General features: G+C 66.9%; 17 protein-coding genes. 10 read left to right on the top strand and 7 right to left on the bottom strand.

Annotated features, from left to right (window positions below):
- From G3N59_RS26940 to G3N59_RS26965, 6 genes are all read left to right on the top strand, one after another.
- Positions 1-703 (top strand): beta-ketoacyl synthase chain length factor (locus tag G3N59_RS26940; RefSeq protein WP_205985870.1); only part of this gene is annotated, 703 nt, incomplete at its 5' end.
- On the top strand, positions 700-1,227 hold the full coding sequence (locus tag G3N59_RS26945) for a hotdog family protein (protein ID WP_205985871.1): 528 nt from the start codon (positions 700-702) through the stop codon (positions 1,225-1,227). The genes G3N59_RS26940 and G3N59_RS26945, both read left to right, overlap by 4 nt.
- On the top strand, positions 1,224-1,529 hold the full coding sequence (locus G3N59_RS26950; RefSeq protein WP_205985872.1) for a hypothetical protein: 306 nt from the start codon (positions 1,224-1,226) through the stop codon (positions 1,527-1,529). The genes G3N59_RS26945 and G3N59_RS26950 overlap by 4 nt, the downstream gene beginning before the upstream one ends.
- Positions 1,530-1,938: 409 nt before the next feature.
- Positions 1,939-2,553, top strand: a complete 615-nt coding sequence (locus G3N59_RS26955; RefSeq protein ID WP_205985873.1) for a DUF2760 domain-containing protein — start codon at positions 1,939-1,941, stop codon at positions 2,551-2,553.
- Positions 2,550-4,394, top strand: coding sequence for an Hsp70 family protein (locus G3N59_RS26960; protein WP_205985874.1), 1,845 nt, complete (start codon positions 2,550-2,552; stop codon positions 4,392-4,394). The genes G3N59_RS26955 and G3N59_RS26960 overlap by 4 nt, the downstream gene beginning before the upstream one ends.
- Positions 4,395-4,505: 111 nt before the next feature.
- Positions 4,506-7,355 (top strand): Hsp70 family protein, encoded by a 2,850-nt coding sequence (locus tag G3N59_RS26965; RefSeq protein ID WP_205985875.1) that lies wholly within the window; start codon positions 4,506-4,508, stop codon positions 7,353-7,355.
- 33 nt (positions 7,356-7,388) lie between these two features.
- On the opposite strand, the gene G3N59_RS26970 is transcribed toward G3N59_RS26965, so the two are convergent.
- Positions 7,389-9,047: a tetratricopeptide repeat protein gene (locus G3N59_RS26970; RefSeq protein WP_205985876.1), complete on the bottom strand. Its 1,659-nt coding sequence runs from the start codon at positions 9,045-9,047 to the stop codon at positions 7,389-7,391.
- Positions 9,048-9,320: 273 nt separating this feature from the next.
- On the opposite strand from G3N59_RS26970, the gene G3N59_RS26975 reads away from it, so the two are divergent.
- Positions 9,321-10,103: a hypothetical protein gene (locus G3N59_RS26975; RefSeq protein ID WP_241024206.1), complete on the top strand. Its 783-nt coding sequence runs from the start codon at positions 9,321-9,323 to the stop codon at positions 10,101-10,103.
- Positions 10,104-10,164: 61 nt separating this feature from the next.
- Here G3N59_RS26975 and G3N59_RS26980 read toward each other — a convergent pair whose 3' ends face one another.
- The 5 genes from G3N59_RS26980 to G3N59_RS27000 form a co-directional block, all read right to left on the bottom strand.
- Positions 10,165-11,577: an MFS transporter gene (locus G3N59_RS26980; protein WP_205985877.1), complete on the bottom strand. Its 1,413-nt coding sequence runs from the start codon at positions 11,575-11,577 to the stop codon at positions 10,165-10,167.
- A 498-nt stretch (positions 11,578-12,075) separates the two neighbouring features.
- A complete protein-coding gene (locus tag G3N59_RS26985) occupies positions 12,076-13,215 on the bottom strand; it encodes a porin (RefSeq protein WP_205985878.1) in 1,140 nt (379 codons plus the stop codon).
- A 144-nt stretch (positions 13,216-13,359) separates the two neighbouring features.
- Positions 13,360-14,187 carry an ABC transporter ATP-binding protein gene (locus G3N59_RS26990; protein WP_205985879.1) on the bottom strand — a complete coding sequence of 276 codons (828 nt, stop codon included), beginning with the start codon at positions 14,185-14,187 and terminating at the stop codon, positions 13,360-13,362.
- Complete coding sequence (locus G3N59_RS26995) at positions 14,184-15,212, bottom strand: iron ABC transporter permease (protein ID WP_205985944.1); 1,029 nt, start codon at positions 15,210-15,212, stop codon at positions 14,184-14,186. The genes G3N59_RS26990 and G3N59_RS26995 overlap by 4 nt, the downstream gene beginning before the upstream one ends.
- Positions 15,213-15,304: 92 nt before the next feature.
- Positions 15,305-16,543, bottom strand: coding sequence for an ABC transporter substrate-binding protein (locus G3N59_RS27000; protein WP_241024214.1), 1,239 nt, complete (start codon positions 16,541-16,543; stop codon positions 15,305-15,307).
- A gap of 137 nt (positions 16,544-16,680) precedes the next feature.
- Here G3N59_RS27000 and G3N59_RS27005 point away from each other — a divergent pair, with 137 nt between their 5' ends.
- Both G3N59_RS27005 and G3N59_RS27010 read left to right on the top strand, forming a co-directional pair.
- Entirely contained in the window at positions 16,681-17,439 is a 759-nt protein-coding gene (locus tag G3N59_RS27005; RefSeq protein ID WP_205985880.1) for a response regulator transcription factor, read from the top strand.
- An 11-nt stretch (positions 17,440-17,450) separates the two neighbouring features.
- Entirely contained in the window at positions 17,451-18,896 is a 1,446-nt protein-coding gene (locus tag G3N59_RS27010) for an ATP-binding protein (RefSeq protein WP_346777940.1), read from the top strand.
- Between the two features lie 7 nt (positions 18,897-18,903).
- On the opposite strand, the gene G3N59_RS27015 is transcribed toward G3N59_RS27010, so the two are convergent.
- The gene (locus tag G3N59_RS27015; protein WP_205985882.1) at positions 18,904-20,229 is read right to left on the bottom strand and encodes an FAD-binding oxidoreductase; all 1,326 of its coding nucleotides are present in this window, start codon (positions 20,227-20,229) and stop codon (positions 18,904-18,906) included.
- 152 nt (positions 20,230-20,381) lie between these two features.
- Here G3N59_RS27015 and G3N59_RS27020 point away from each other — a divergent pair, with 152 nt between their 5' ends.
- The gene (locus G3N59_RS27020; protein ID WP_205985883.1) at positions 20,382-21,101 is read left to right on the top strand and encodes a TetR/AcrR family transcriptional regulator; all 720 of its coding nucleotides are present in this window, start codon (positions 20,382-20,384) and stop codon (positions 21,099-21,101) included.
- The last annotated feature ends 121 nt before the right edge of the window (positions 21,102-21,222 follow it).

The raw sequence follows: 21,222 nt of genomic DNA on the forward strand, positions 1-21,222 counted from the left end.
CGAGCGCCGCCGCACCGGGCCGGTCGTGCGCACGGCGCTGGCCGTCGGCCACGAAGCCGTCACCGCGAGCGGGCGCGACGCCACCACGCTCACCGCCGTGTTCGCAGCTTCGGGCGGCGACGGCCAGAACTGCCACGCGATCTGCGACACGCTCGCGGGCGACGACCGCCAGCTTTCGCCCACGCGCTTTCATAATTCCGTGCACAACGCGCCGGCGGGCTACTGGAGCATCGCGGCGCGCGCGCAGGCCGCCTCGAACGTGCTGTGCGCGCACGACGGCAGCTTCGGCGCGGGTTTGCTGGAAAGCCTCTGCCAGGTGGCCGTGGACGGCGTCCCGAGCCTCTTGATCGCCTACGACGCCGATTACCCCGAACCGCTGCACACGGAACGCCCGATCGCCGACGCATTCGGCGTGGCGCTGGTGTTCGCGCCGCTGAACGCAGGCGGCGCGCCAACGCCGGGCCTCGCGCACATCGAAGCGCAAATCACCGACGCACCGGCCACCAGGCTCGCCTCGCCGGAACTGGAGGCGTTACGCGTCGATAACCCGGCGGCGCGCGTGCTGCCGCTGCTCGAAGCAATCGCGGCGCAACGCCCGGCGAGCGTGGTGATCGACTACCTGCCGGAAACGCGCGTGCGTATCGACGTGAGTTTTCCGCACCCGGGCGCGGCGCAGACGCATCACGCGGAGCCCGCGCCATGACCGCCGCCGTGCCGCACGACCTGTTGCACGCCGCGCCGCTCGACCGCGCGTGGATCGAGGCGCACATTCCGCACAGCGGGACGATGTGTCTGCTCGACGGCGTCAATGCCTGGGACGACCTGCATATCCGCTGTACGGCCACGAGCCATCACGATCCGCACAATCCGCTGCGCTCGCGCGGGCGGCTCGCTGCGGCCTGCGGTATCGAATACGCAGCGCAGGCGATGGCCGTGCACGGCGCACTGGTCGGCGCCAATGGCCCGGACGGCGCCGTGCCGCGCGTAGGCTTTCTGGCCAGCGTGCGCGGCGTGGAAGCCCACGTCGCGCGCCTCGACACTTTCACCGCGCCGCTCGCGATCGAAGCCGATCGTCTGAGCGGCGATGCCAACACCGTCCTCTACGCCTTCACGGTGCGCTGCGGCGCCCAACTGCTGCTTTCGGGCCGCGCCGCCGTGATGCTGGACGCTTCGGCGCGGCTGCCCGGCAGCGGCGCCGAAGCCATCACCAAGGGAGCATCATCATGAAAAACCGTTCGATCGTTTTCGCCGCGCTGCTGCTCGGCCTCGTCAGCTCGGCGGCGCACGCCGATCTGCATGAAGTGAAGGAAGACATCAAGCACGATTCGAAGGAAGCCGCCCACAAGACCGGCGAGGCCGCGCGCGACTTCGGCCATGCGACCGCACATGCGGCAAAAACGGTGGGCCACGGCATCGCGCACGCCTCGCGCGAAGGCTACGACGCCACCAAACGCGCGACCAAGCGCGTGTTCCACAAGGACGAAAGCCGCGACGACGCCAAAACCGACACCCATCGCGACGATGCCTGAGGCGGTGCCGAAGTAGACGTTTGAAGGCGCGCCGGCCAGTCGCTCTGCGGACTGGCCGGTGCGCCGCTTGTTGATGATTGCGGCTGTTTTCTCCCTCATCGCGCCCGAGGCGCACCCATTGCGCGCCCAACTGGCGGGTTTTCGGGCCCGAATCCCTCTGCCGAACGGCCAATTTGCCCGTCTCGCGCTCACAACAAGGCAAAATACGGGTTTTCGAGCCCGTGCCGGCTCCTCTTTTTCCCGCCGGTTGCGCCTAAGCCCTTAGCAGACGCCGCCCGAGGACGTATCATCCGGGCCTCGACGCGCGGCCGGCCGGACCGTTGACCCGGGCTGACCCGGCGTTTTTTCCGGCGCTCCTTTCGGCGCTTTTTCCGGATTAACCGCGCGTGAGCCTCATGGAGTTGTTTTGATGACCGAACCCAAAATTTCATTCGCGGGCCGCGTTTCGCTGGCCTTCGGATCGTTTTTCGCCATTCTCGGCAATGCCGAACTGGCCGCCGACGTGCGCCGCCTGCGCAATGGCGAAACGTTCGCCGCCGCTGCGGTTGCGCCCGCTGCTGCGCCTGTTGCACCCGTTGCACCCGCACCGGCTCCCGTTGCCGCGCCGGTCGCCCCGGCGCCCGCAGCAAGCACCATCGAAGAAGCCAGCCCGCAATCGGCGCTGCAACTGCTCGGCCTGCTCCAGCGCAACGCGCGCTTCGTCGATTTCGTCGAGGAAGACATCGCAGGCTACGCGGACGCCGACATCGGCGCGGCCGCGCGCCTCGTTCACGAAGGCTGCCGCGCCACGCTGCGCGAGCACTTCACGATCCGCCCGGTGCGCACGGAAGCCGAAGGCAGCCGCGTGACCATCGCCGAAGGCTTCGACGCCACGGCCATCCGTCTGACCGGCAATGTGGTGGGCGCAGCGCCCTTCAACGGTACGATCAGCCACCGCGGCTGGCGCGTCGAAGACGTGAAACTGCCCAAGCTCGTCAAGTCGCACGACGCCAAGGTTCTCGCACCGGCCGAGGTGGAACTGTGAGCGAAGCCCGTTATTCCATCGGCGTCGATCTGGGCACCACGCATTGCGCCCTCTCTTATGTCGATCTCGCCGGCAGTGACGGCGAGAAGGCCGTGCAGGGCGTGCTGCCCGTCACGCAACTGACCGCGCCCGGCGCGATCGAATCGCCGGAACTGCTGCCCTCGTTCCTCTATCTGCCCAATGCAGGCGAGCTGACGCCGGGCGACCTGACGCTGCCGTGGACCGCCTCGCGCGAGTACGCCGTGGGCGAAATGGCGCGCAGCCGTGGCGCGGGCACGCCGATCCGTCTCGTGTCGAGCGCGAAAAGCTGGCTCTGCCACCCGGGCGTCGATCGCCGCGCGGCCATCCTGCCGAACGACGCACCGCCCGAAGTGGCGCGCGTCTCGCCGCTCGAAGCGTCGATTCGCTACCTGACGCACCTGCGCGAAGCGTGGGACCAGGCGCACCCGGACGCACCGCTGCGCGACCAGGACGTAACCGTGACGATCCCGGCCTCGTTCGACCCGGCCGCGCGCGAGTTGACCGCCGAAGCCGCGCAGGCGGCGGGCTACACGCGCATGACGCTGCTGGAAGAACCGCAGGCGGCGCTCTATAGCTGGATTCAGAAGAGCGGCGGCGGCTGGCGCAAGGACGTGAAGGTCGGCGACATCATCCTCGTGGTGGACGTGGGCGGCGGCACGACCGACCTTTCGCTGATCGCCGTGGTCGAGCGCGAAGGCAATCTCGAACTGCATCGCGTGGCCGTGGGCGAGCACATCCTGCTCGGCGGCGACAACATGGATCTGGCGCTGGCCCACGTGGTCGCGCGCAAGCTCGCGGCGCAAGGCACCCAGGCCGATCCGTGGCAACTGCGCGCGCTCACCTATGCGTGCCGTTCGGCCAAGGAAACGCTGCTGAGCGATTCCAGCGTGGACACGGTGCCGCTCGTGGTGCCCAGCCGCGGCTCGAAGCTGATCGGCGGTTCGATCCGCACCGAACTCACGCGCGCGGAACTCACGCAGATCATCCTCGAAGGCTTTTTCCCGCAGGTGGATGCGGCCGCGCGTCCGGCCGTGCGCACCCGCGCCGGTCTGACGCAACTCGGCCTGCCCTACGCGCAGGACGCGGGCGTCACGCGCCATCTCGCAGCCTTCCTCGGCCGTCAGGTCGCCGCGCTCGCGGAAGTCGAAGGTTTCGGCGCACCGCCTGAAGGCGCAAGCTTCCTGCACCCCACGGCCGTGCTGTTCAATGGCGGCGTGTTCAAGTCGGAACTGCTGGCGGGCCGCGTGCTCGACATCGTCAACGGCTGGCTGGCGGCCGAAGGCGCGCCCGCCGCACGACTGCTGGGCGGCGCGGATCTCGACCTCGCGGTCGCGCGTGGCGCGGCCTATTACGGCTATGTGAAGCAAGGCAAGGGCGTGCGCATTCGCGGCGGTACGGCGCGTGCGTACTACGTGGCGGTGGAATCGGCCATGCCTGCGGTGCCGGGTCTGGAGCCGCCGGTGTCGGCGCTGTGCGTCGCGCCGTTCGGCATGGAAGAAGGCACGGACGCGCCGCTGCCCGCGCAGGAATTCGGCCTGGTGGTGGGCGAGCCGGTGCATTTCCGCTTCTTCGGTTCGTCGGTGCGCCGTCAGGATCAGGTCGGCACGATGCTCGATTACTGGTCGGCCGAAGAACTGCAGGAACTCGAAGAAATCCAGGCCACGCTGCCCACCGAAGGCCGCACGCCCGGCGAAATCGTCCCGGTCAAGCTGCACGCGCGCGTGACGGAAGCGGGCACGCTGGAGCTCGAAGCCGTGCCGTCCGGCAGCCATGAGCGCTGGAAGGTCGAGTTCGACGTGCGCGGCGGCGCGAGCGCTTAACGCGTCGTCTGTCGCACCGGGCGCATTTGGCGCCTGTCCATTCGGGCGCCGCCGCACGGTTCGACCGGGCGGCGCCCTTCCCTTCGCCAAGCGAGTCAGCATTTGAGCGCGATGAAGCCATACGTCGTCGGCATCGACCTGGGGACGAGCAATACGGTCGTGGCCTACGCGCAAGCCGGCGGCGACGACATCCGCGTGTTCGATATCGAGCAGCTCACTGCGCCCGGCGAAGTCGGCGCGCAGCCGCTGCTGCCGTCGGCGCGCTATCACCCGGCGCCGGGCGAGTTGCCGGCGGGCGCCTTGCAGTTGCCGTGGCCCGCGCCTCAACACGCCGATCACGTCGATCACGTCGATCAAGCCGCCGCATCCGTGGTCGGCCGTCTCGCGCGCACGCTGGGCGCGCAGGTGCCGGGTCGACTGGTTGCCAGCGCCAAAAGCTGGCTCTCGCATGCCTCGGTGGACCGGCTCGCGCCGATCCTGCCCTGGGGCGCGCCCGACGACGTCGGCAAGATTTCGCCCGTGGACGCCAGCGCGAGCTATCTCGCGCATGTGCGCGCCGCGTGGAACCATCGCTTTCCGCATGCGCCGCTCGAACAGCAGGACGTGGTGCTCACCGTGCCCGCTTCGTTCGACGACGGCGCGCGCGCACTCACGCTCGAAGCCGCGCGCCGCGCGCAGTTGCCCAGGCTGCGTCTGCTCGAAGAGCCGCAGGCGGCGTTCTACGACTGGCTGTTTCATCATCGCGATTCGCTGCAGGCCGAACTCGCGCGCACGCGCCTCGTGCTCGTGTGCGACGTGGGCGGCGGCACGACCGACCTCACGCTCATCAAGGTCGAGATCGACGATCGCGGCGAGCCGCGTCTGACACGCATCGGCGTCGGCAATCATCTGATGCTCGGCGGCGACAACATGGACCTCGCGCTCGCGCATCTGGCCGAAAGCCGGCTGGCGGGCACGCAGGATCAACCGGGCAGACTGTCCGCCGCGAGCCTGTCGCAACTGGTCGAGCGCTGCCGCGTCGCGAAGGAGCAACTGCTCGACGCACAGGCGCCCGAAGCCGTGGGCGTGACGCTGCTCGGCGCGGGCTCGAAGCTGATCGGCGGCGCGCGCACCACGCAACTCACGCGCGAGGAAGCCGCACGCATCGTCGTCGACGGCTTTTTCCCCGCTGGCAGTGCCAACGATCTGCCGCGCCGCTCGCGCGCCGCCATCGTCGAATTCGGTTTGCCGTACGCCTCCGATCCGGGCATCACGCGTCATATCGCGGCCTTTCTGCAACGCTTTGCGGCGCAGTCGCGCGAGGCGCTGGCGACCGGCGAGGCCGCGCATTCAAGCGGCGAAGCGCTCCCCGTGCCCGACACGCTGCTGCTCAACGGCGGCGTATTCAACGCGCCCGCGCTGTCCGCGCGTCTGCGCGATACGCTCGGCGCGTGGCGCGACGCGCCGCTCACGGTCCTGCAAAACGATCACCCGGACGTTGCCGTCGCGCGCGGCGCCGTGGCCTTCGCGCTCGCGCGTCAAGGCCGCGCACCGCGCATCGGCGGCGGCTCGCCGCGCAGTTATTTCCTCGTGCTCGAAGAAGGCCATAACGAAAACGCCAGCGGCGACGCGCAGCAACGCGGCATCTGCCTGCTGCCGCGCGGCACCGAGGAAGGCCACGAAGTTCGGCTCGACGAACGCACCTTCGGCTTGCGGCTCGGTCATCCGGTGCAGTTCCACCTGGTCTCGACGGTCGCCGATACGCCCTGGAAAGCCGGTGAAATCGTCGATATTGGCGGCGCGCAAGGCAGCGATTTCGTGCGCCTGCCGCCGCTCGCCACCGTGGTCGCCGGTGACAAAAACGACAAGAACGGCCGCGAGCGCCCCGTCAGACTCACCGCGCAACTGACCGAAGTCGGCACGCTGGAGGTGCGCTGCATCGCCACCGACGATCCCGCGCAGCACTGGCTGCTCGAATTCCAGTTGCGCCGCGACGAACATGCGCGCCCCGACGCGGGCGCGCGCGTGCGTCATCCCGCGCTCGACGAAGCCATCGCGTTGATCGATCGCGTGTTCGGCCCGAAGTCCACCAAGGTCGATCCGAAGGAAGTGAAGCGTCTGCGCGCGCAGCTCGAACACACGCTCGGCGCGCGCCAGAATTGGGACAGCCCGCTGCTGCGCGAACTGTTCGGCGCGCTCTGGGACCGTGCCGGGCGGCGGCGGCGTTCGGCCGATCACGAGCGGCTGTGGCTCAATCTCGCCGGTTATTGCGTGCGGCCGGGCTTTGGTTATCCGCTCGACGAATGGCGCGTCGAGCAGCTATGGACCTTGTTCGACGATGGCATCCAGCATCTCAACGACAGCCAGGTCTGGTCCGAGTGGTGGACGCTCTGGCGCCGCGCGGCAGGCGGCCTGAACGGCGAGGCGCAGGCGCAGGTGATGGAAGCGATGCGCTGGCTCGAGGAAGCGGCCAGCGCGAAACAGCACAAACTGCCCTTCGATCCGTCGAAGCTCGGTCACGCGGATATGGTGCGGCTCTACGCCTCGCTCGAACAGATCGATGCGGCCAGCAAGATCGAGATCGGCACGCAACTGCTGGAGCGCCTGCAAAAGGCGTCGGAGAATCATCAAAGCTGGTGGGCGATGGGGCGCATCGGCGCGCGTCTGCCGTTCTATGGCAGCACGCACGGCGTGGTGCCGCCGGAAGTCGCGCAGCAATGGCTCGAAGCGATACTCGCGCTCGACTGGAAGAAGGTCGAACCGGCGATGTTCGCCGCCGCGCAGATCGCGCGCATGACCGGCGACCGCTCGCGCGATATCGCGCCGGCATTGCGCGAGACCGTGGTGAAGCGGCTGGAAAACGCGAACGCGCCGCATACGTGGATCGAGATGGTGCGCGAGGTCGTGGAACTCGATACCGCCGATACCGGGCGCGTGTTCGGCGAAGCGCTGCCGGCCGGGCTGACCTTGATGGGGGCGTAGCGCGCGAACGTCACAGCACGCGCGTGGGTGAATCTACGCGCCGCTGGCCAGACGCTCGTGCAGCGCCTGCGTCACCCGCTCGACAACTTCCGTCCAGTCGCCCGCGCTGCGCTGCCGGAAAAGACGCGCCGACGGATACCACGGCGAGTCGTCGCGATGTTCGAGCCAGCGCCAGCAGCCGTCGAATCGCGACAGTATCCAGACCGGGCAGTTCAGCGCACCGGCCAGATGGGCCGTCGACGTATCCACCGCGATCACCAGATCGAGACACTGGACGATGGCGGCCGTATCCGCGAAATCGGCCACCTCGCCCATCGGGTCCAGCGGACGCCATTGCGGATCGATCGCCTCGATTTGCGGCCGCGACAGGCGGCCCAGTTGCAGACTGACAAACGTTGCGCCCGCAACCTTCAGCAAGGGCGCGAAGTCATGGGCATGCAGCGATCGGCGTCGATCCACGATGCGGGCATCCGCCTGTCTGATGCGGGAATCGCCTGCCCAGACCAGGCCCACCTTGAAACCGCCGGACGGCAACCACGCTCGCCATCGCCTCAGCGCGGCTTCCGGTGCCTTCAGATAAGGGCTTGCAGCAGGAATCGACTGCAGTGTCGTGCCGAATCGCAACGGCAGGCTCATCAGCGCGCACCAGAAGTCGTGATCGACCGCATCGTGCCGATCGCTCGTGAGCACCCACGATGGCGCGCCGTCCATCGTTTCCAGCAGCCGCGTCAAGGACGCCGGGCACACGATCGTCAGTCTGGCGGGCCCAAGCCGCCACAACATGGGGAGATAACGGCAGAACTGCAACATATCGCCGAATCCCTGTTCGCAAAGCACGACGATCGACTTTCCTTGCAGCGGCTCGCCGTGCCATTCGCTCCGGTTGCCGTCGAGGGGCTGATCCACGCGCACGTCAGGCGCCAGACGCGCCTCGTAGAGACGCCAGCCTTCCTCATAGCGCCCCTCTTTGAGCAGAACAGCGCTCAGATTGAATTGTGCAATCGCGTGGCCCGCGTCCACTTCGAGCGCCGCGCGCAACGCATGCTCCGCTTCGGACAAGCGCGAGGCGTTCAACTGTATGAGTCCCTGATTCACAAGCGCATCCACGCACTGCGGATCGATTGCGAGCGCCGTCGTGCAGGCGCGCTGCGCCTCGTCGTCACGGCCCTGACTGACGAGCGCGGCGGCCAGACCCGCGTGCGTGCGGGCGTCGTCAGGTCTCAATTCGATAGCTCTGCGAATCAGCGGTTCTGCCTCGGCAAAACGGCGCTGCAGAACCAGCGATCTGCCGAGATGCCGATACGACCCGGCGCGCGCCGGGTCGAGCGCAAGCGCATGCCGCAGCAGCGCTTCACCCTCGTCCCAGCGGCGCGCATTCGTGAGCAGCACGCCGAGCTTGAGGTTTGCATCGACATCATCCGGGTTCAGTTCGATGACCCGGCGATAGGCTGCTTCGGCTCCGGCGGCATCGTCCATCGCCGAGAGAACGTTGCCGAGGCTGCCCAGAAACATCGGCGAGGGATGGATGTCGATGGCCTGTCGAATCCATTGCGCGGCACTGTCAGCCTTGCCGCGTTTGAATTCGATCAGTCCGAGCAGATACAGGGCATCGGCATGGTGCGGCTCATGCTCGAGCACACGCCGATATCCGAGCGCGGCCTCGTCGAGCCGCCCCGCCCGGTGGTCATCCAACGCGCGCTCGAACCACTGCATAGAGGACATTGCCCAAGTGAGGAAACTTGACTGGCGCACCGTTGAGGCGGCCGAAATTCATTCGGTTTACAAAGGAATGGGCTGGCGCGGCCAGACCGTAACAAGCATAGTCGATCTTGAAAAATCACGAAGTCGGAATGGGGCGCGATCGCACCTGGATGGGCGAAATCTGTCGCACATCAAGGAATCAAGCCGTCCGGCCAATGTGTCTGTCGCAACGATTTCATAATCGCCGCTTTTCTGGAGACGAGCATGTCTAGCCGAATTTCAGCCTCAGTCCCAGCCTCAGTCTCATTCTCAGTCGCCGTCGCCACGCCATCGCATCGCGGGCTTTTCTCCACCGCTTATGTGCGCAGCGTCTGGGGGCTGCAGAGCGCCTGCATCGCGCGCGGCGTGCCGGTCGAATTGCTGACGTTACCGAACCAGAGTCTCGTCGATCGCGCGCGCAATCTGCTCGCGAGTTTCTTTCTGCACAAGACTTCGCTGAGCCACATGCTGTTCGTCGACGACGATATGGGTTTCGACGTCCCCGACATCATGCGCATGCTCGACTGGCACGCTTACGACGTGGTCGCGGCCATGTATCCGCGCAAGGAAATCGACTGGGCGCAGGTCAAGCGCGCCGTGCTCGCGCATCCCGATATCGATCCTTCGACGTTACCGCAGGTGGCCGGCCAATATGGCGGCATGCAGACCTTTTTGCACGAAGCCGATACACCGGCGGCGGCGCTGCAAGCGCCCATGCCGGTCGCGGAAACCGGCACCGGCATCATGTTGATCGCGCGCGACTGCCTGCAACGTCTCGTGGATGCCGGCGTGCCGCGCGCCATGCCCGATGGCGCAGCGGACTTTCCCATCTACGAATTCTTTTCGCAGCGCGTGATCGATGGCCGCATGCTCGGCGAGGATTTTTACTTCTGCAATCTCGTGCGCAAGCATGGCGGCGAGGTGTATGGCTGCGCGTGGCCGGGCGTGGTGCACAGCGGTCAATACGATTTCATCGGCAATCTTGCGGCCGTTCAGGCGTTGAAATAAATCGTCGGCAAAGCTCGTGCGCGCTGCAGTACGCGCGCGCACGAGAGTCATCCGAATCGATTCAGCGCCCCGCTTCCACTGCCTGCGAGATCGGCTGAACCGCGGGCTGCAACACCGGCTGGGGCATCAGCGCTTCCTGCGGCAGCGCCCATTCCAGCCAGCGCGTGCGATGCACCACCACGAGGCCGAACGCCACGGCCGCCAGCACGCCAAAGGTGGCAAAACCCATCTGATAGCTGCCCGTGCTTTCCTTCGCAATCCCCATGATCACCGGCAGATAGAAACCGCCGATGCCGCCCGCCGCACCCACGATGCCCGACATCAGGCCCGTGCGCCCTTGCCAGCGGCGCGGCACCAGCTGGAACGTCGCGCCGTTACCCAGACCGAAGCACACATACGTCAGCGCGAGCAGCGCGATACCGGCGGCGAACGGCGGCATCCACGCCGCGAACGCAAAGTCGCACAGCGAGATCGCGGCCAGCAGCAGCACCAGCGCACGCACACCCGAAATACGATCGGCGACCAGACCGCCAATCGGACGCACCATCGCTCCCGTGAGCGCCAGCAGCGACATGATCACGCCCGCTTCGAGCTTGGGCACCTGATAAAGCGACACCAGCAGCGTCGTCACATACGAAGACATGCCGACAAAACCGCCGAACGTAATGCTGTACACCAGCATGACGACCCACGTATCGCCTTCCGCCAGCACGCCGCGATAATGACGCGGCAGCACCGCGATCGCCAGCAGCGCGCCCATCACCGGCAGCAGCAGCACGCCGGTCTTGCCCGCGCCGAACACGCCCGCATGCACGGCCAGCACCAGCGCGATCAGCCCGGCCAGCGTGATGAAGAATGCGCGCAAGGCCTTCGGCGCGCTGCCCGACTTCTGGCCGAGATCGCGTGCCCAGAAACTCACGGCCACCGCCGCGATGCCGAGCAGCGGCAAGGCTGCAGCGGTGGCACGCGCCCAGCCGTAACTATTGGCGAGCCCCGGAAACAGGAAGCCGTCGAGCACCGCACCGATATTGCCGGCCGCCGCGAGGCCCAGCACCAGACCTTGCACCTTCGGCGGATAGTTGCTGCCCGCCATCGGCAGCGCCACCGCGAAGCTTGCGCCGCCCACGCCCAGCAACACGCCCAGCACGAGCAGCAGCGTGTAGGACGGTGCGCCCGGCATCAGCAGCAGCACGACCGCCGGAATCGCCGAAAGCGCGATGCCCATCAGCGCGACCTTGCGGCCGTCGCAGGCCTGATAGAGATTGCCGAGCGTCACGCGCAGAATCGCCGCGCCCAGCACCGGCACGGCGACGAGCAGGCCGAGTTCGGCTGGCGACATGTGGATGTCCTTCTGGATGAACGGCGCGAGCGGGCCGAACATCACCCAGACCGTGAAGCCAGTGTCGAAATACAGGAAACACGCCAGCAGCGCGCGCCAGTTGCCGCTCTTCAGCGAACTCAAAAGGTCTTTCACGAGGCACTCCCCAGGTAATGGATCGAATACGCGGATACCGCTCGCGCTTCCCTTCCGTTTAACTTCGCACTCCGATTTATTCGGCAAACCTTGATTCGAACCGGCGCGGCCGCCCTTTTGCATCGATGCAGCCCACAAACGAAAAAGCGTCCCGAAGCGCTTCCGCATGAAGCCATCCGCTCCATGTGGGAAACACGCTTCGGGACGCCGTTGCCCCGCTTCGCCAGGTTCGATCGTCCCGCCCGAAAGCGTGACGACGTTAATTCGTCGAGGCCGTCATTGGCCTCGCTGCTCTATAAGCAATAGGTATGCCATTCGTAATCGGCGTGGGCGGAAATTGGCTGCAAGGCCTTGAAATACAGGGCTCGCGCAGTCGGCCCCGTTTTCGTCGAGACAAAAAGACGGGGCGCATGCTCGCGCATGCGCCCCACCATTCGTGTGCCTTCGTGTCAGCGTCTGGTGCACCGCAGCGAGACGGCGCACCAGACGCGGGCGCACTTAGAAACGGTGCCGCAAGCCCACGCCCACGACGGTCTGCTGATCGCCCGAGGCCACCGACTGGCCGCTCACGTCCGCGGTCAGGCCCGAGCCATCGGCGGAAATATGCTGCCAGCTCACCTGCGTGTAGACGTCGGTGCGCTTCGAGAGGAAGTAATCGGCCTGCACCGACACTTCATGCCATTGCGGATGATGCTCGCCGGTCGACGTCGACAGCGCGCCCTGGGTGTAGGTGTATTCGCCCGTCACGCTGAACGACGGCGTGAAGTGATACGCCACGTTCGCCTCGTAGTTCGAGAAGCTCGCGCCCTGGCCGTTCTGCGTGAGGCCGAGGCTGTTCGCGCCGTTGATCGTGTCGAGGCCGCCCAGCTGCGTGCGCGTCCACACGAGGCCGAAGCGCGCCTTGCCCGCCAGCCAGTTCACGCCCGCGCCGTAGACGCGCTGCTGCGAAGCGATGAAGGTGCGCTCGGTGAGCGTGATCGCGCCGCTGGTGTTGCTGCTGCCGCCGTTATTCGCCTGCAGATAACCGGCGCCGAAAATCAGCGGCCCAGTTTCGTACGATGCGCCCATGCTGTACACGCGGTTGTCGTCGAAGCCGCCGGCTTCGTTCGAGAGGCCGTAGAGCGCGCCGAACTTGAGCCCCGCGTAGTTCGTGCTCGCGAACTTGACCGCGTTGTTGACGCGGAACGAGTTGTTGAGGTTGTCGTTGTCGTATGGATGCGCGCTCAGGTTATTGCCGCCCGGGTGGCGTCCCGTGAAGCTCAGCGGCGCGAGATAGTCGACCACCGAGTCGTACTGGCGGCCGAACGTCAGCGTGCCGTACTGCTGGTTGGTCAGACCGACCCACGACTGGAAGCCGAACAGGCGTCCGCCCTGGCGCAAGGTGCCGTTCATCACCGAAAAGCCGTTTTCGAGCTGGAAGATCGCCGCGGTGCCACCGCCCAGATCTTCGCGGCCGATCAAGCCCCAGTGGCTGCCCGTTACGTTGCCGCTGCCGGCCTGCCACGCTTTTGCGCCGCCGGAATTACTGTTGAAGGAGAGGCCGGCGTCGATGATGCCGTACAGCGTCACGCTGTTCTGCGCATGCGCGCCGCACGCCCATGCGGCCGCGCACGCGGCGACCAGGAAAGTCTTCTTCATGGTTCCCTGCTTGTTTCGTCTGATTTCGAGTTGTTTTGGCGTCACGCGGGCGCGCGCGGGCGCACGGCGCTGCGCGCGAGGCGCGGCGTCGTGTTCCCGGCGCGAACCGGTGCGTGACGGAATGACGGGCGTGGCTGGGACGCGCTACTGGCGGCTGGCTGGGCCCTTCCGATCGGCGAGACCGTCGATCAGAACCTGATGGAAGCCGCGCGAGCATGGCTCGATGCGCGCGCGGACTCCGAATACCTCGGCGAGGCTGGCGGGCGTCACGACTTCGGCGGGGATGCCGAAGTGCGCAATGCGCCCGTCGTGCAGCAGCATGGCGCGATCGCACGCGCGCATGGCTGCGTTGATGTCGTGCAGCACGACCACGGTGGCGATGCCGCGCTCGCGCGTGATCTCGCGCAGCACGGCCATCACGTGATACTGGTGATTGAGGTCGAGCGCGGAAAGCGGTTCGTCGAGCAGCAGCACTTGCGGCTCGCGCACCAGCGCCTGGGCGATGCCCACGAGCTGACGCTGGCCGCCCGAGAGTTCGTCGAGCGAGCGATTCGCCAGCGCGCCGATGTCGAGACGTTCGAGCGCGGCGTGGGCCGCGGCAAGCTGATTTCCGCTCGCCTGCCCCCGCAGCGCCGGATCGCGCCCGGCGCGCGCCGCCACCAGCACCGATTCGAGCACCTGCAAACGCACGCCCGCAGGCAAGGCTTGCGGCAGATACACGACGCTATGCGAACGCGCGCTCGCCACGCCCAGCGCCAGCGGCGCGCCGTCGAGCGTGAGCGAACCCGCGCTGGGCTTCGCGAGGCCCGCGAGCGTGCGCAGCAGCGTGGACTTGCCGCTGCCGTTCGGCCCGAGCAGCGCGGTGATTTCGCCGCGCGGCAACGGTCCTGCACTCAGACCGCGCAGCACTTCGCGGCGGCCGTAACGCACGCCCAGATCGTGAATCGCCAGACCGGGTTTGGGCAAACTCATTGCGATGCCCCCTGCGAACGCACCACGATCGCCAGAAACAGCGGAATCCCCACCAGCGCCGTGACGATGCCCACCGGAATCAGCACGCCCGGCACGATCAGCTTCGAAGCGATCGACGCCAGCGACAGCATCAGCGCGCCCAGCAACAGGCTGCCCGGCAGATAGAAGCGGTGATCCTCGCCGAACAGCGCACGCGCGAGATGCGGCGCGATCAGCCCGACAAAACCGATGGTGCCGACAAACGACACCGCCAGCGCCGAGAGCACCGCCACGCGCAGCAGCGTGGTCAGACGCAGGCGCTTGATATCGATGCCGAAGCTCGCCGCGCGGTCTTCGCCCAGACGCAGCGCCGTGAGCGCCCACGCGTTGCGCATCGACAGCGGCAAGGCAATCGCCAGCGCCGCCACGAGCACGCCGATCTTGGTCCAGTCGGCGCGCGCGAGCGAACCGAGCGTCCAGAACACGAGGCCCTGCAGCGCGTCGGCGGAGGCGATGAACTGCATCAGCTCGACCAGCGCGTGAAACGAGAACACCAGCGCGATGCCCATCAGCACCACGCCGGCCGTGCTCATGCCGCGCCAGCGCGCGACCAGATCGAGCGTCAAGGCCGATGCAAACGCGAACACGAACGCATTGGCCGAGACCACCCACGTCTGCGCCACGCCCGGAATCGCCAGATCGAGCACGATCGCAAGCGACGCCCCGAACGCCGCCGCCGCCGACACGCCCAGCGTGTACGGGCTCGCCAGCGGATTGTTGAGGATGGTCTGCATCTCCGCGCCCGACAGGCCGAGCGACGCGCCCACCGCCAGCGCCATCACCGCATACGGCAGGCGGATCTGCCAGACGATCACCACATTGGCGGGATCGGCGTGCGCGCGGTCGAACAGCGTGTGCAGCAGCGTCGCGAGCGGCAGGCCCGACGGGCCCGAACTCGCGTCGAACAGCAGCGAGAGCGCGATCAGCAAGGCCACCGCCACGAGCAGCAGCGCGCGGCGGCGCGTGAGACGCGCGTAGGCGCGCATCTGCTCCTGCGCCTGCTCATCGCCGGCGCCGGCCAGCGACGCCTGCGCCTCGCCTGCACGCCAGCCGGACCCGGCCGGCATGCGCACATCGTTCATCGCGCGGCCTCTTTCTGCGCCGGCTGCGGCAGCGGCGAGTCGACCCATTCGGTGCCGCTATCCGGCACGGCGAGGAAGCGTCGATCCAGCTCGTCCTGGGTCGCCTGCACGTTCAGCGACTTGAACTGCTGCGGATAGAACCACTTCGCGAACGCCTCGATCGCCACGATGTTGTACGGCGAGTCGTAGTAGTTGTGCGAGATGCCATGCACGCGGCCATCGTGAATCGCCTTGATGGTGTCGAAGCCCGGACGCTCGACCAGTTGCGCGAGGCTCGCCTGCGCATCGTGTTCGCTCGTCAGCGCGCCCACGCGCAGCGAGGCGAGACCCGGCTTGGTGCGGCTGCCGGTGGCGATATACACATCCGGTTGCGAAGCGATCAACTGCTCCATGCTGATGTCGCCGAGCACGCCCGGCAGCAGACCGGCGGCGATATTGCGCCCGCCCGCCGCATCGACGAATTCGCCGAAGTTGCCCTTGCCCGCAGTGTGGCAGCAGCCTGCGTCCCACACACCCGCCAGCATGTCGACGAACACCTTCGGACGCTGGTTTTCAGGAATCGTCTTGACGACGTTTTCGACCGCCGCCAGATGCTGCTGATAGAACTGGATGTACGCGTTCGCCTGCGGCTCGCGATGCAGCACTTCGCCCAGCAGCTTGATGCTCGGCAACGTGTTCTGCATCGGATGCACGCGGAAGTCGATGAACACCACCGTCGTGCCGGTCGCTTCGAGTTGCTTCACGAGCGCGTTGTAGCGGCTCGGGCCGTGACCGGCCACGCTGAAGATCGCCACATCGGGCTTGAGCGCCAGCGCTTTTTCGTCGCTGATGCTGTCTTCGGTGGCCTTGCCGATCAGCGGAATCGTGCGGATTTCGGGGAATTTGCGCGCGTAGGCGTCGTAGGTCTGCGGGTCCATCGTCGGCAGATCGCCTTGCCAGCCGACGATGCGCGCGAGCGGCTTTTGCCCTTCGAGCAGCGCCACGGCGGACAACAGACGGCTTTCGCCCAGCAGGATACGGTGCGGGTTGGCGGGAATCTTGACGGTGCGGCCCGCGAGGTCGGTGACCGTCAGCGGCGCGGCCGGCGCACTTGTTGCGGCAGCGGCCGACGTGGCAACATGCGGCGCGCCCGGAGTTTCAGCGTGGGCGGAAACCGAAGCAGCGGCGGCGAAAGCGAACGCGCCAGCCACAGCGGCGGCACGCGTCAGGTGCGAAGAAAAACGACCCATCGACATGATAGAATTCATAAATGAGAACGATTGCTATTTGCAGCCGACACTTTAGCGGCGCGATGTAATGGCAATGTGTTGAGAAGCGGCCCTTTTGTAATGGAATGTGTTGGCAGGGCCGGAGCAGCAGAGAACAACCTACGATGGACCACATCCTCGTCGTCGACGACGACCCCAATATCCGCCAGCTTTTGCGCGACTATCTGCGCGACATGGGCTACGAGGCGAGCGCCGCCAGCAACGGCGCGCAGATGAAACAGGCGCTGCGCCAGGCGGAACTGCGTCAGTCGCCGATCGACCTGATCGTGCTCGACCTGATGCTCGACGGCGAAGACGGCCTCGACCTCACGCGCGAACTGCGCCGCGAAAACGCCGTGCCGATCATCATGCTTTCCGCGCGCGGCGGCCTGCTCGACCGCATCCTCGGCCTCGAAATGGGCGCCGACGACTATCTGCCCAAGCCCTTCGATCCGCGCGAACTGGTCGCCAAGATCAAGGTGGTGCTGCGGCGCACGCGCGCGGTGCCGGAAGCGGCGAACGCCACCGGCACCGGCCCGCGCGGCCGTCATGCGGATGCCAGCGCCTTCGTCAGCTTCGCGGGCTGGCGTCTGGACACGCGCATGAAGCAGATGCTGTCGCCCGAAGGCGTGGTGGTCTCGCTCGGCGGCTCGGACTACCGCACGCTGCGCACCCTGCTCGATCACCCGAACCGGCCGCTGTCGCGCGAATATCTGCTCGATCAGGTCTTCGATAAAGGCCACACGCCGCTCGACCGCTCCATCGACGTCTGCGTGAGCCGGTTGCGCCATCACCTCAAGGATTCGGCGCGCAATGCCGCGCTGATCCGCACCGTGCGCAACGAAGGCTATATGCTCGTCGCCGACGTCGACCACGAAGCGTGACGATGCCGCGCGTGCTTACCCGCTTGATCGCGCCCGTGCGGCGCCTCTTCTGGCCCGACACGCTGTTCGGCCGTCTCGTGCTGATCCTCGCGGCGGGCCTGTTCGCGGGTCAGTTGCTCACCAGCACGATCTGGTTCGACACGCACGACAACCGCACGCTGGAAATTCCCGCGCGCCTGTTCGCGAGCCGTCTCGCCGATACCGTGCGCCTGCTCCAGCACGCCCCCGACGCCGCCACGCGCGACACCATCCTCGACGAACTGAGCGACGCGCGTTACACGCTGCGCTGGATGGTCAGCCCGCCGCCGGCCTCGCCCGACACGCCGCACTCGCTCACCTTGCGCGCGACGAGCGGGCTGATTTCGGGCGTGATCGAAAAACGGCTTGCCGAGCCCGTCGATGTGCGCCTGCTCGATGCGCAACTACGCGACGACAGCGGCCGCCATCGCGGCATCCTGAGTCTGTTCGACTCGCGCATGCCCACCGGCAACTTCCACGTACTCCTGAACGTTCCGGGGCAAGGCTGGCTCGACGTGCATTCGGCCGAAGGCCAGGCGGGCATGCATTCCGAGCGCGGCGAACTCGTTTTCGACTATCTGTTGCGGATTTATCTGCTGCGTTTTGCGGCCGTCTGTGCGATTGCGTTCGTCGCGGTGCGCTTCGCGCTCGCGCCCTTGCGTCAACTCACGCGCGCCGCCGAAGCGCTGGGCCGCAACATCCATCGCGCGCCGCTGCCCGAAACCGGCCCGCAGGAAGTGCGCAGCGCGGCGCAGTCCTTCAACGCGATGCAGCAGCAACTGATCGACAATTTCACCGAGCGTTCGCGCTTTCTCGCCGCCGTCTCGCACGACTTGCGCTCGCCGCTCACGCGGCTGCGTCTACGCGCCGAAATGCTGCCCGACGCCAGCTGGCGCGAGCGTCTGCGCGGCGATCTCGACGATATGGAAGCGATGGTGCGCGCGACGCTCGACGTCGTGCAGGGCGTGGAGATTACCGAGGCGCGCCAGAAGATCGATCTCGATTCGATGCTCGAAGGCCTCGTTGAAGACGCGCGCGAAGCGGGCCACGAAGCCAGCGTCACGGGCAACACGCGTGCGCCGGTGAAGGGCTTTGCGCGCAATCTCAAGCGCTGTTTGCAGAACCTCGTCGATAACGCGATCCACTATGGCGGCGCGGCGCACATCACCGTGCGCGACGACGGCAGCCTGGTGCGCGTGAGCGTGAGCGACAACGGCCCCGGTATCGCCGATGCCGCGCTGCTCGAACGCGTATTCGAGCCTTATTTCCGCATCGCTTCTGCAAGCGGCGCGCAAACAGGCAGCGGCACGGGTCTGGGCCTGACGATCGCGCGCAGCGTGGCCGCCGCGCATGGCGGCACGCTCACGCTGGTGAATCGTGTGGAAAACGGCCGCATCGCGGGCCTCGACGCCGAACTCGTGCTGCCGCGCGACGATTGAACCCCGCTTACACCTCTTGCCGGCCCGATGCGCGCTCGCGCATCAAACTCCAGCGCACGCCGATATCGCGCAGCGGACGCGGCGGGATATAGCTCGCCGTGCCTTCAATCAGGAAGTCTTCGGCGAGTTCGCTCTGCACGCCCAGCGCATGTTCCGCGATCAGGCGCCCCGCAGCGGTGTGCCGCACGATGCCCGAGCCGTTGCAGCAGGCCGCCGCATAAACGTTCCTGCCGACCTCGCCGAATGCCGGCGCATGGTTGTGCGAGATGCCGAGCCAGCCCATCCAGAAATGCTCGATCGTCAGTTCGCCCAGATGGCCGAAGCGGCCCGCGAGCAGTTGCGCATGCTGGGCGCGCGCGGCGCGGCGGCGTTCGTCGTTGGTGCGCAGCGAAGGCGAATACTCGAAGCCCTGGCGGATCAGCAGACGCTTGTCCGGCGTGAGACGCAGCGTCGATCCCGCCACGCCGTGCGCGGGCGTGATGCCCCAGCTTGGGTCCGCGCCAAGCTTTGCCTGCTGCGCGGGCGTGAGCGGCTGCGTGAGGCTCGCGAACAGCAGCATCGGAATCTGACGGCTTCGGAACACGCCAAACGACTGCGCGAACGGATTGACCGCCAGAATCAGCTTGCCGTAGCGGATGCGCCCGCGTTCGGTGCGCACATACGGCGCCGCGCCATTCGTTTCGATTTCGATGACGGCCGAATGCTCGAAGCGCGCGACTTGCGACGGCAGGCTGTCGGCCAGACCGCGCACGAGCGCGGCGGGATTCATCAGGCAGGTGCCCGGCGTGTAGACGGCCGAGTGGTAATAGCGCGTGCCCAGACGCGCGCTGAGCGCATCGCGCGCGAGCATTTCGTACGGTTCGCCCCAGGCATCGAGGTTGGCCGCGTAGGTGTCGAGCGCGCTCGCCGCCACGCCTTCGGTCACGGCCGCGTGATAGCGCCCGCGCCGCTCCCAGCCGCAATCGATGCCGTGCGCCGCGATCTGCTGCTCCAGATCGGCCATCACGAAACGGTTCACGCGGGTGGCGCGGCGGCCCTGCTCCATCGACGCCGCCGAATCGCCGGGCACGTGCGGCAAGTCGATCGCGAAGCCGGAATTGCGCCCCGAGGCGTTCTCGCCCACCGCACCGCTGTCGAGCAGCGCGATCGCATCGTCGGGACGCAGTTCGGCCAGCCGACGCGCAGCCGCGATGCCCGCATAACCCGAGCCGACGATCACCCAGTCGAACGTATGCTCGCCTTCCAGCGGCGGGCGCGGCGTGCGTTGGGGCAACAAGGCGCTCCAGCCGTTGGTGCGGTCGTCGGCGGGCAGGCGCGTGATCAGGCGGGGCATGGCGAATCCGGAAAGTATGAGGATTGACGGCGAGATCGCTCATGCGGACGCGCCATCGCAGCCCAGACTATACAACAACAATAATTTATTATTGTTAAAGTTAGCGCCAGGCGGGCTTGCCCGCTGCCGGAAGGCTTTATGATGGTTGCCCTATGACCGCCCACGCCAAGCCCAAAACCTCGCCCTCGCGCCGCGCCGGCACACGCGTGCCGCAGGCCGAACGCATCGAAGCCACGCAACGCAAGATCATCGAATCGGCCCAGCGGCTGTTGCGCGAAGAAGGCTTCAAGAGCGCCACACTGCAGGCCATCGCACGCGGCGCGCAGGTGTCGATGGGCGCGCTCCAGCATCATTTCGAAAGCCGCGACGCGCTGATGGAACGGCTCGTCGACGAAGCCCTTGCGCCGCTGGGCGGCCGCGATGGCGCGGGCAATGTCTGGCCCGATCCCGCCCTGCCGCTGCGCGAGCGCGCGCAATTTTTCGTCGAGCAGTCCTGGGCGCACATCTACGGCGCGACAAGCTATGTGACCGCGTGGAGCCTGTTTTTCGGCTGCAAAGGCACACCGTCGATCTTCGATCGCATCGAAACCAAGCGCACCGTGGAAGACGCGCGCTACTTCACGATGTTCGTCGAGGCGTTTCCCGAATTGCGCGCGCATCATCCCTATCCCAAGGGTTTCGCGACTTCGGTGTTCGCGACCTTGCGCGGTGCGGGCGTGTTCGAACTGTTCGATGTGTCGATCACCGAGCGGCACGAAGAATTGCAGGCGCTGGTGGAAACCATCGTGCGCGCGTGTCTGCCGGTTGCTGCGGAATCACGCCCGGCGCCGGCGCGCAAACGCGCCAGCCGCAAGACGACGACGCCCGCTTGAGCGGCGGCTATTCGCGAATTCCGCATAGAGACCGACGGGTTCCGCGTTTGATGAAACGCAAACCTTATTCACAGCGCGAAACCTTACGCCACGCGCTGTGATAGCGCTTTTCGCGCGCCGT

Source organism: Paraburkholderia sp. Ac-20340, from assembly GCF_017104965.1.
Lineage (GTDB): Bacteria > Pseudomonadota > Gammaproteobacteria > Burkholderiales > Burkholderiaceae > Paraburkholderia.

Excerpts from the sequence above, each read along its gene's own strand:
- G3N59_RS26945 (WP_205985871.1), top strand. The coding sequence starts at position 700 with ATGACCGCCGCCGTGCCGCACGACCTGTTGCACGCCGCGCCGCTCGAC.
- G3N59_RS26950 (WP_205985872.1), top strand. The coding sequence starts at position 1,224 with ATGAAAAACCGTTCGATCGTTTTCGCCGCGCTGCTGCTCGGCCTCGTC.
- G3N59_RS26955 (WP_205985873.1), top strand. The coding sequence starts at position 1,939 with ATGACCGAACCCAAAATTTCATTCGCGGGCCGCGTTTCGCTGGCCTTC.
- G3N59_RS26965 (WP_205985875.1), top strand. The coding sequence starts at position 4,506 with ATGAAGCCATACGTCGTCGGCATCGACCTGGGGACGAGCAATACGGTC.
- G3N59_RS26975 (WP_241024206.1), top strand. The coding sequence starts at position 9,321 with ATGTCTAGCCGAATTTCAGCCTCAGTCCCAGCCTCAGTCTCATTCTCA.
- G3N59_RS26985 (WP_205985878.1), bottom strand. The coding sequence starts at position 13,215 with ATGAAGAAGACTTTCCTGGTCGCCGCGTGCGCGGCCGCATGGGCGTGC.
- G3N59_RS26990 (WP_205985879.1), bottom strand. The coding sequence starts at position 14,187 with ATGAGTTTGCCCAAACCCGGTCTGGCGATTCACGATCTGGGCGTGCGT.
- G3N59_RS26995 (WP_205985944.1), bottom strand. The coding sequence starts at position 15,212 with ATGCGCGCCTACGCGCGTCTCACGCGCCGCCGCGCGCTGCTGCTCGTG.
- G3N59_RS27000 (WP_241024214.1), bottom strand. The coding sequence starts at position 16,543 with ATGTCGATGGGTCGTTTTTCTTCGCACCTGACGCGTGCCGCCGCTGTG.
- G3N59_RS27005 (WP_205985880.1), top strand. The coding sequence starts at position 16,681 with ATGGACCACATCCTCGTCGTCGACGACGACCCCAATATCCGCCAGCTT.
- G3N59_RS27015 (WP_205985882.1), bottom strand. The coding sequence starts at position 20,229 with ATGCCCCGCCTGATCACGCGCCTGCCCGCCGACGACCGCACCAACGGC.
- G3N59_RS27020 (WP_205985883.1), top strand. The coding sequence starts at position 20,382 with ATGACCGCCCACGCCAAGCCCAAAACCTCGCCCTCGCGCCGCGCCGGC.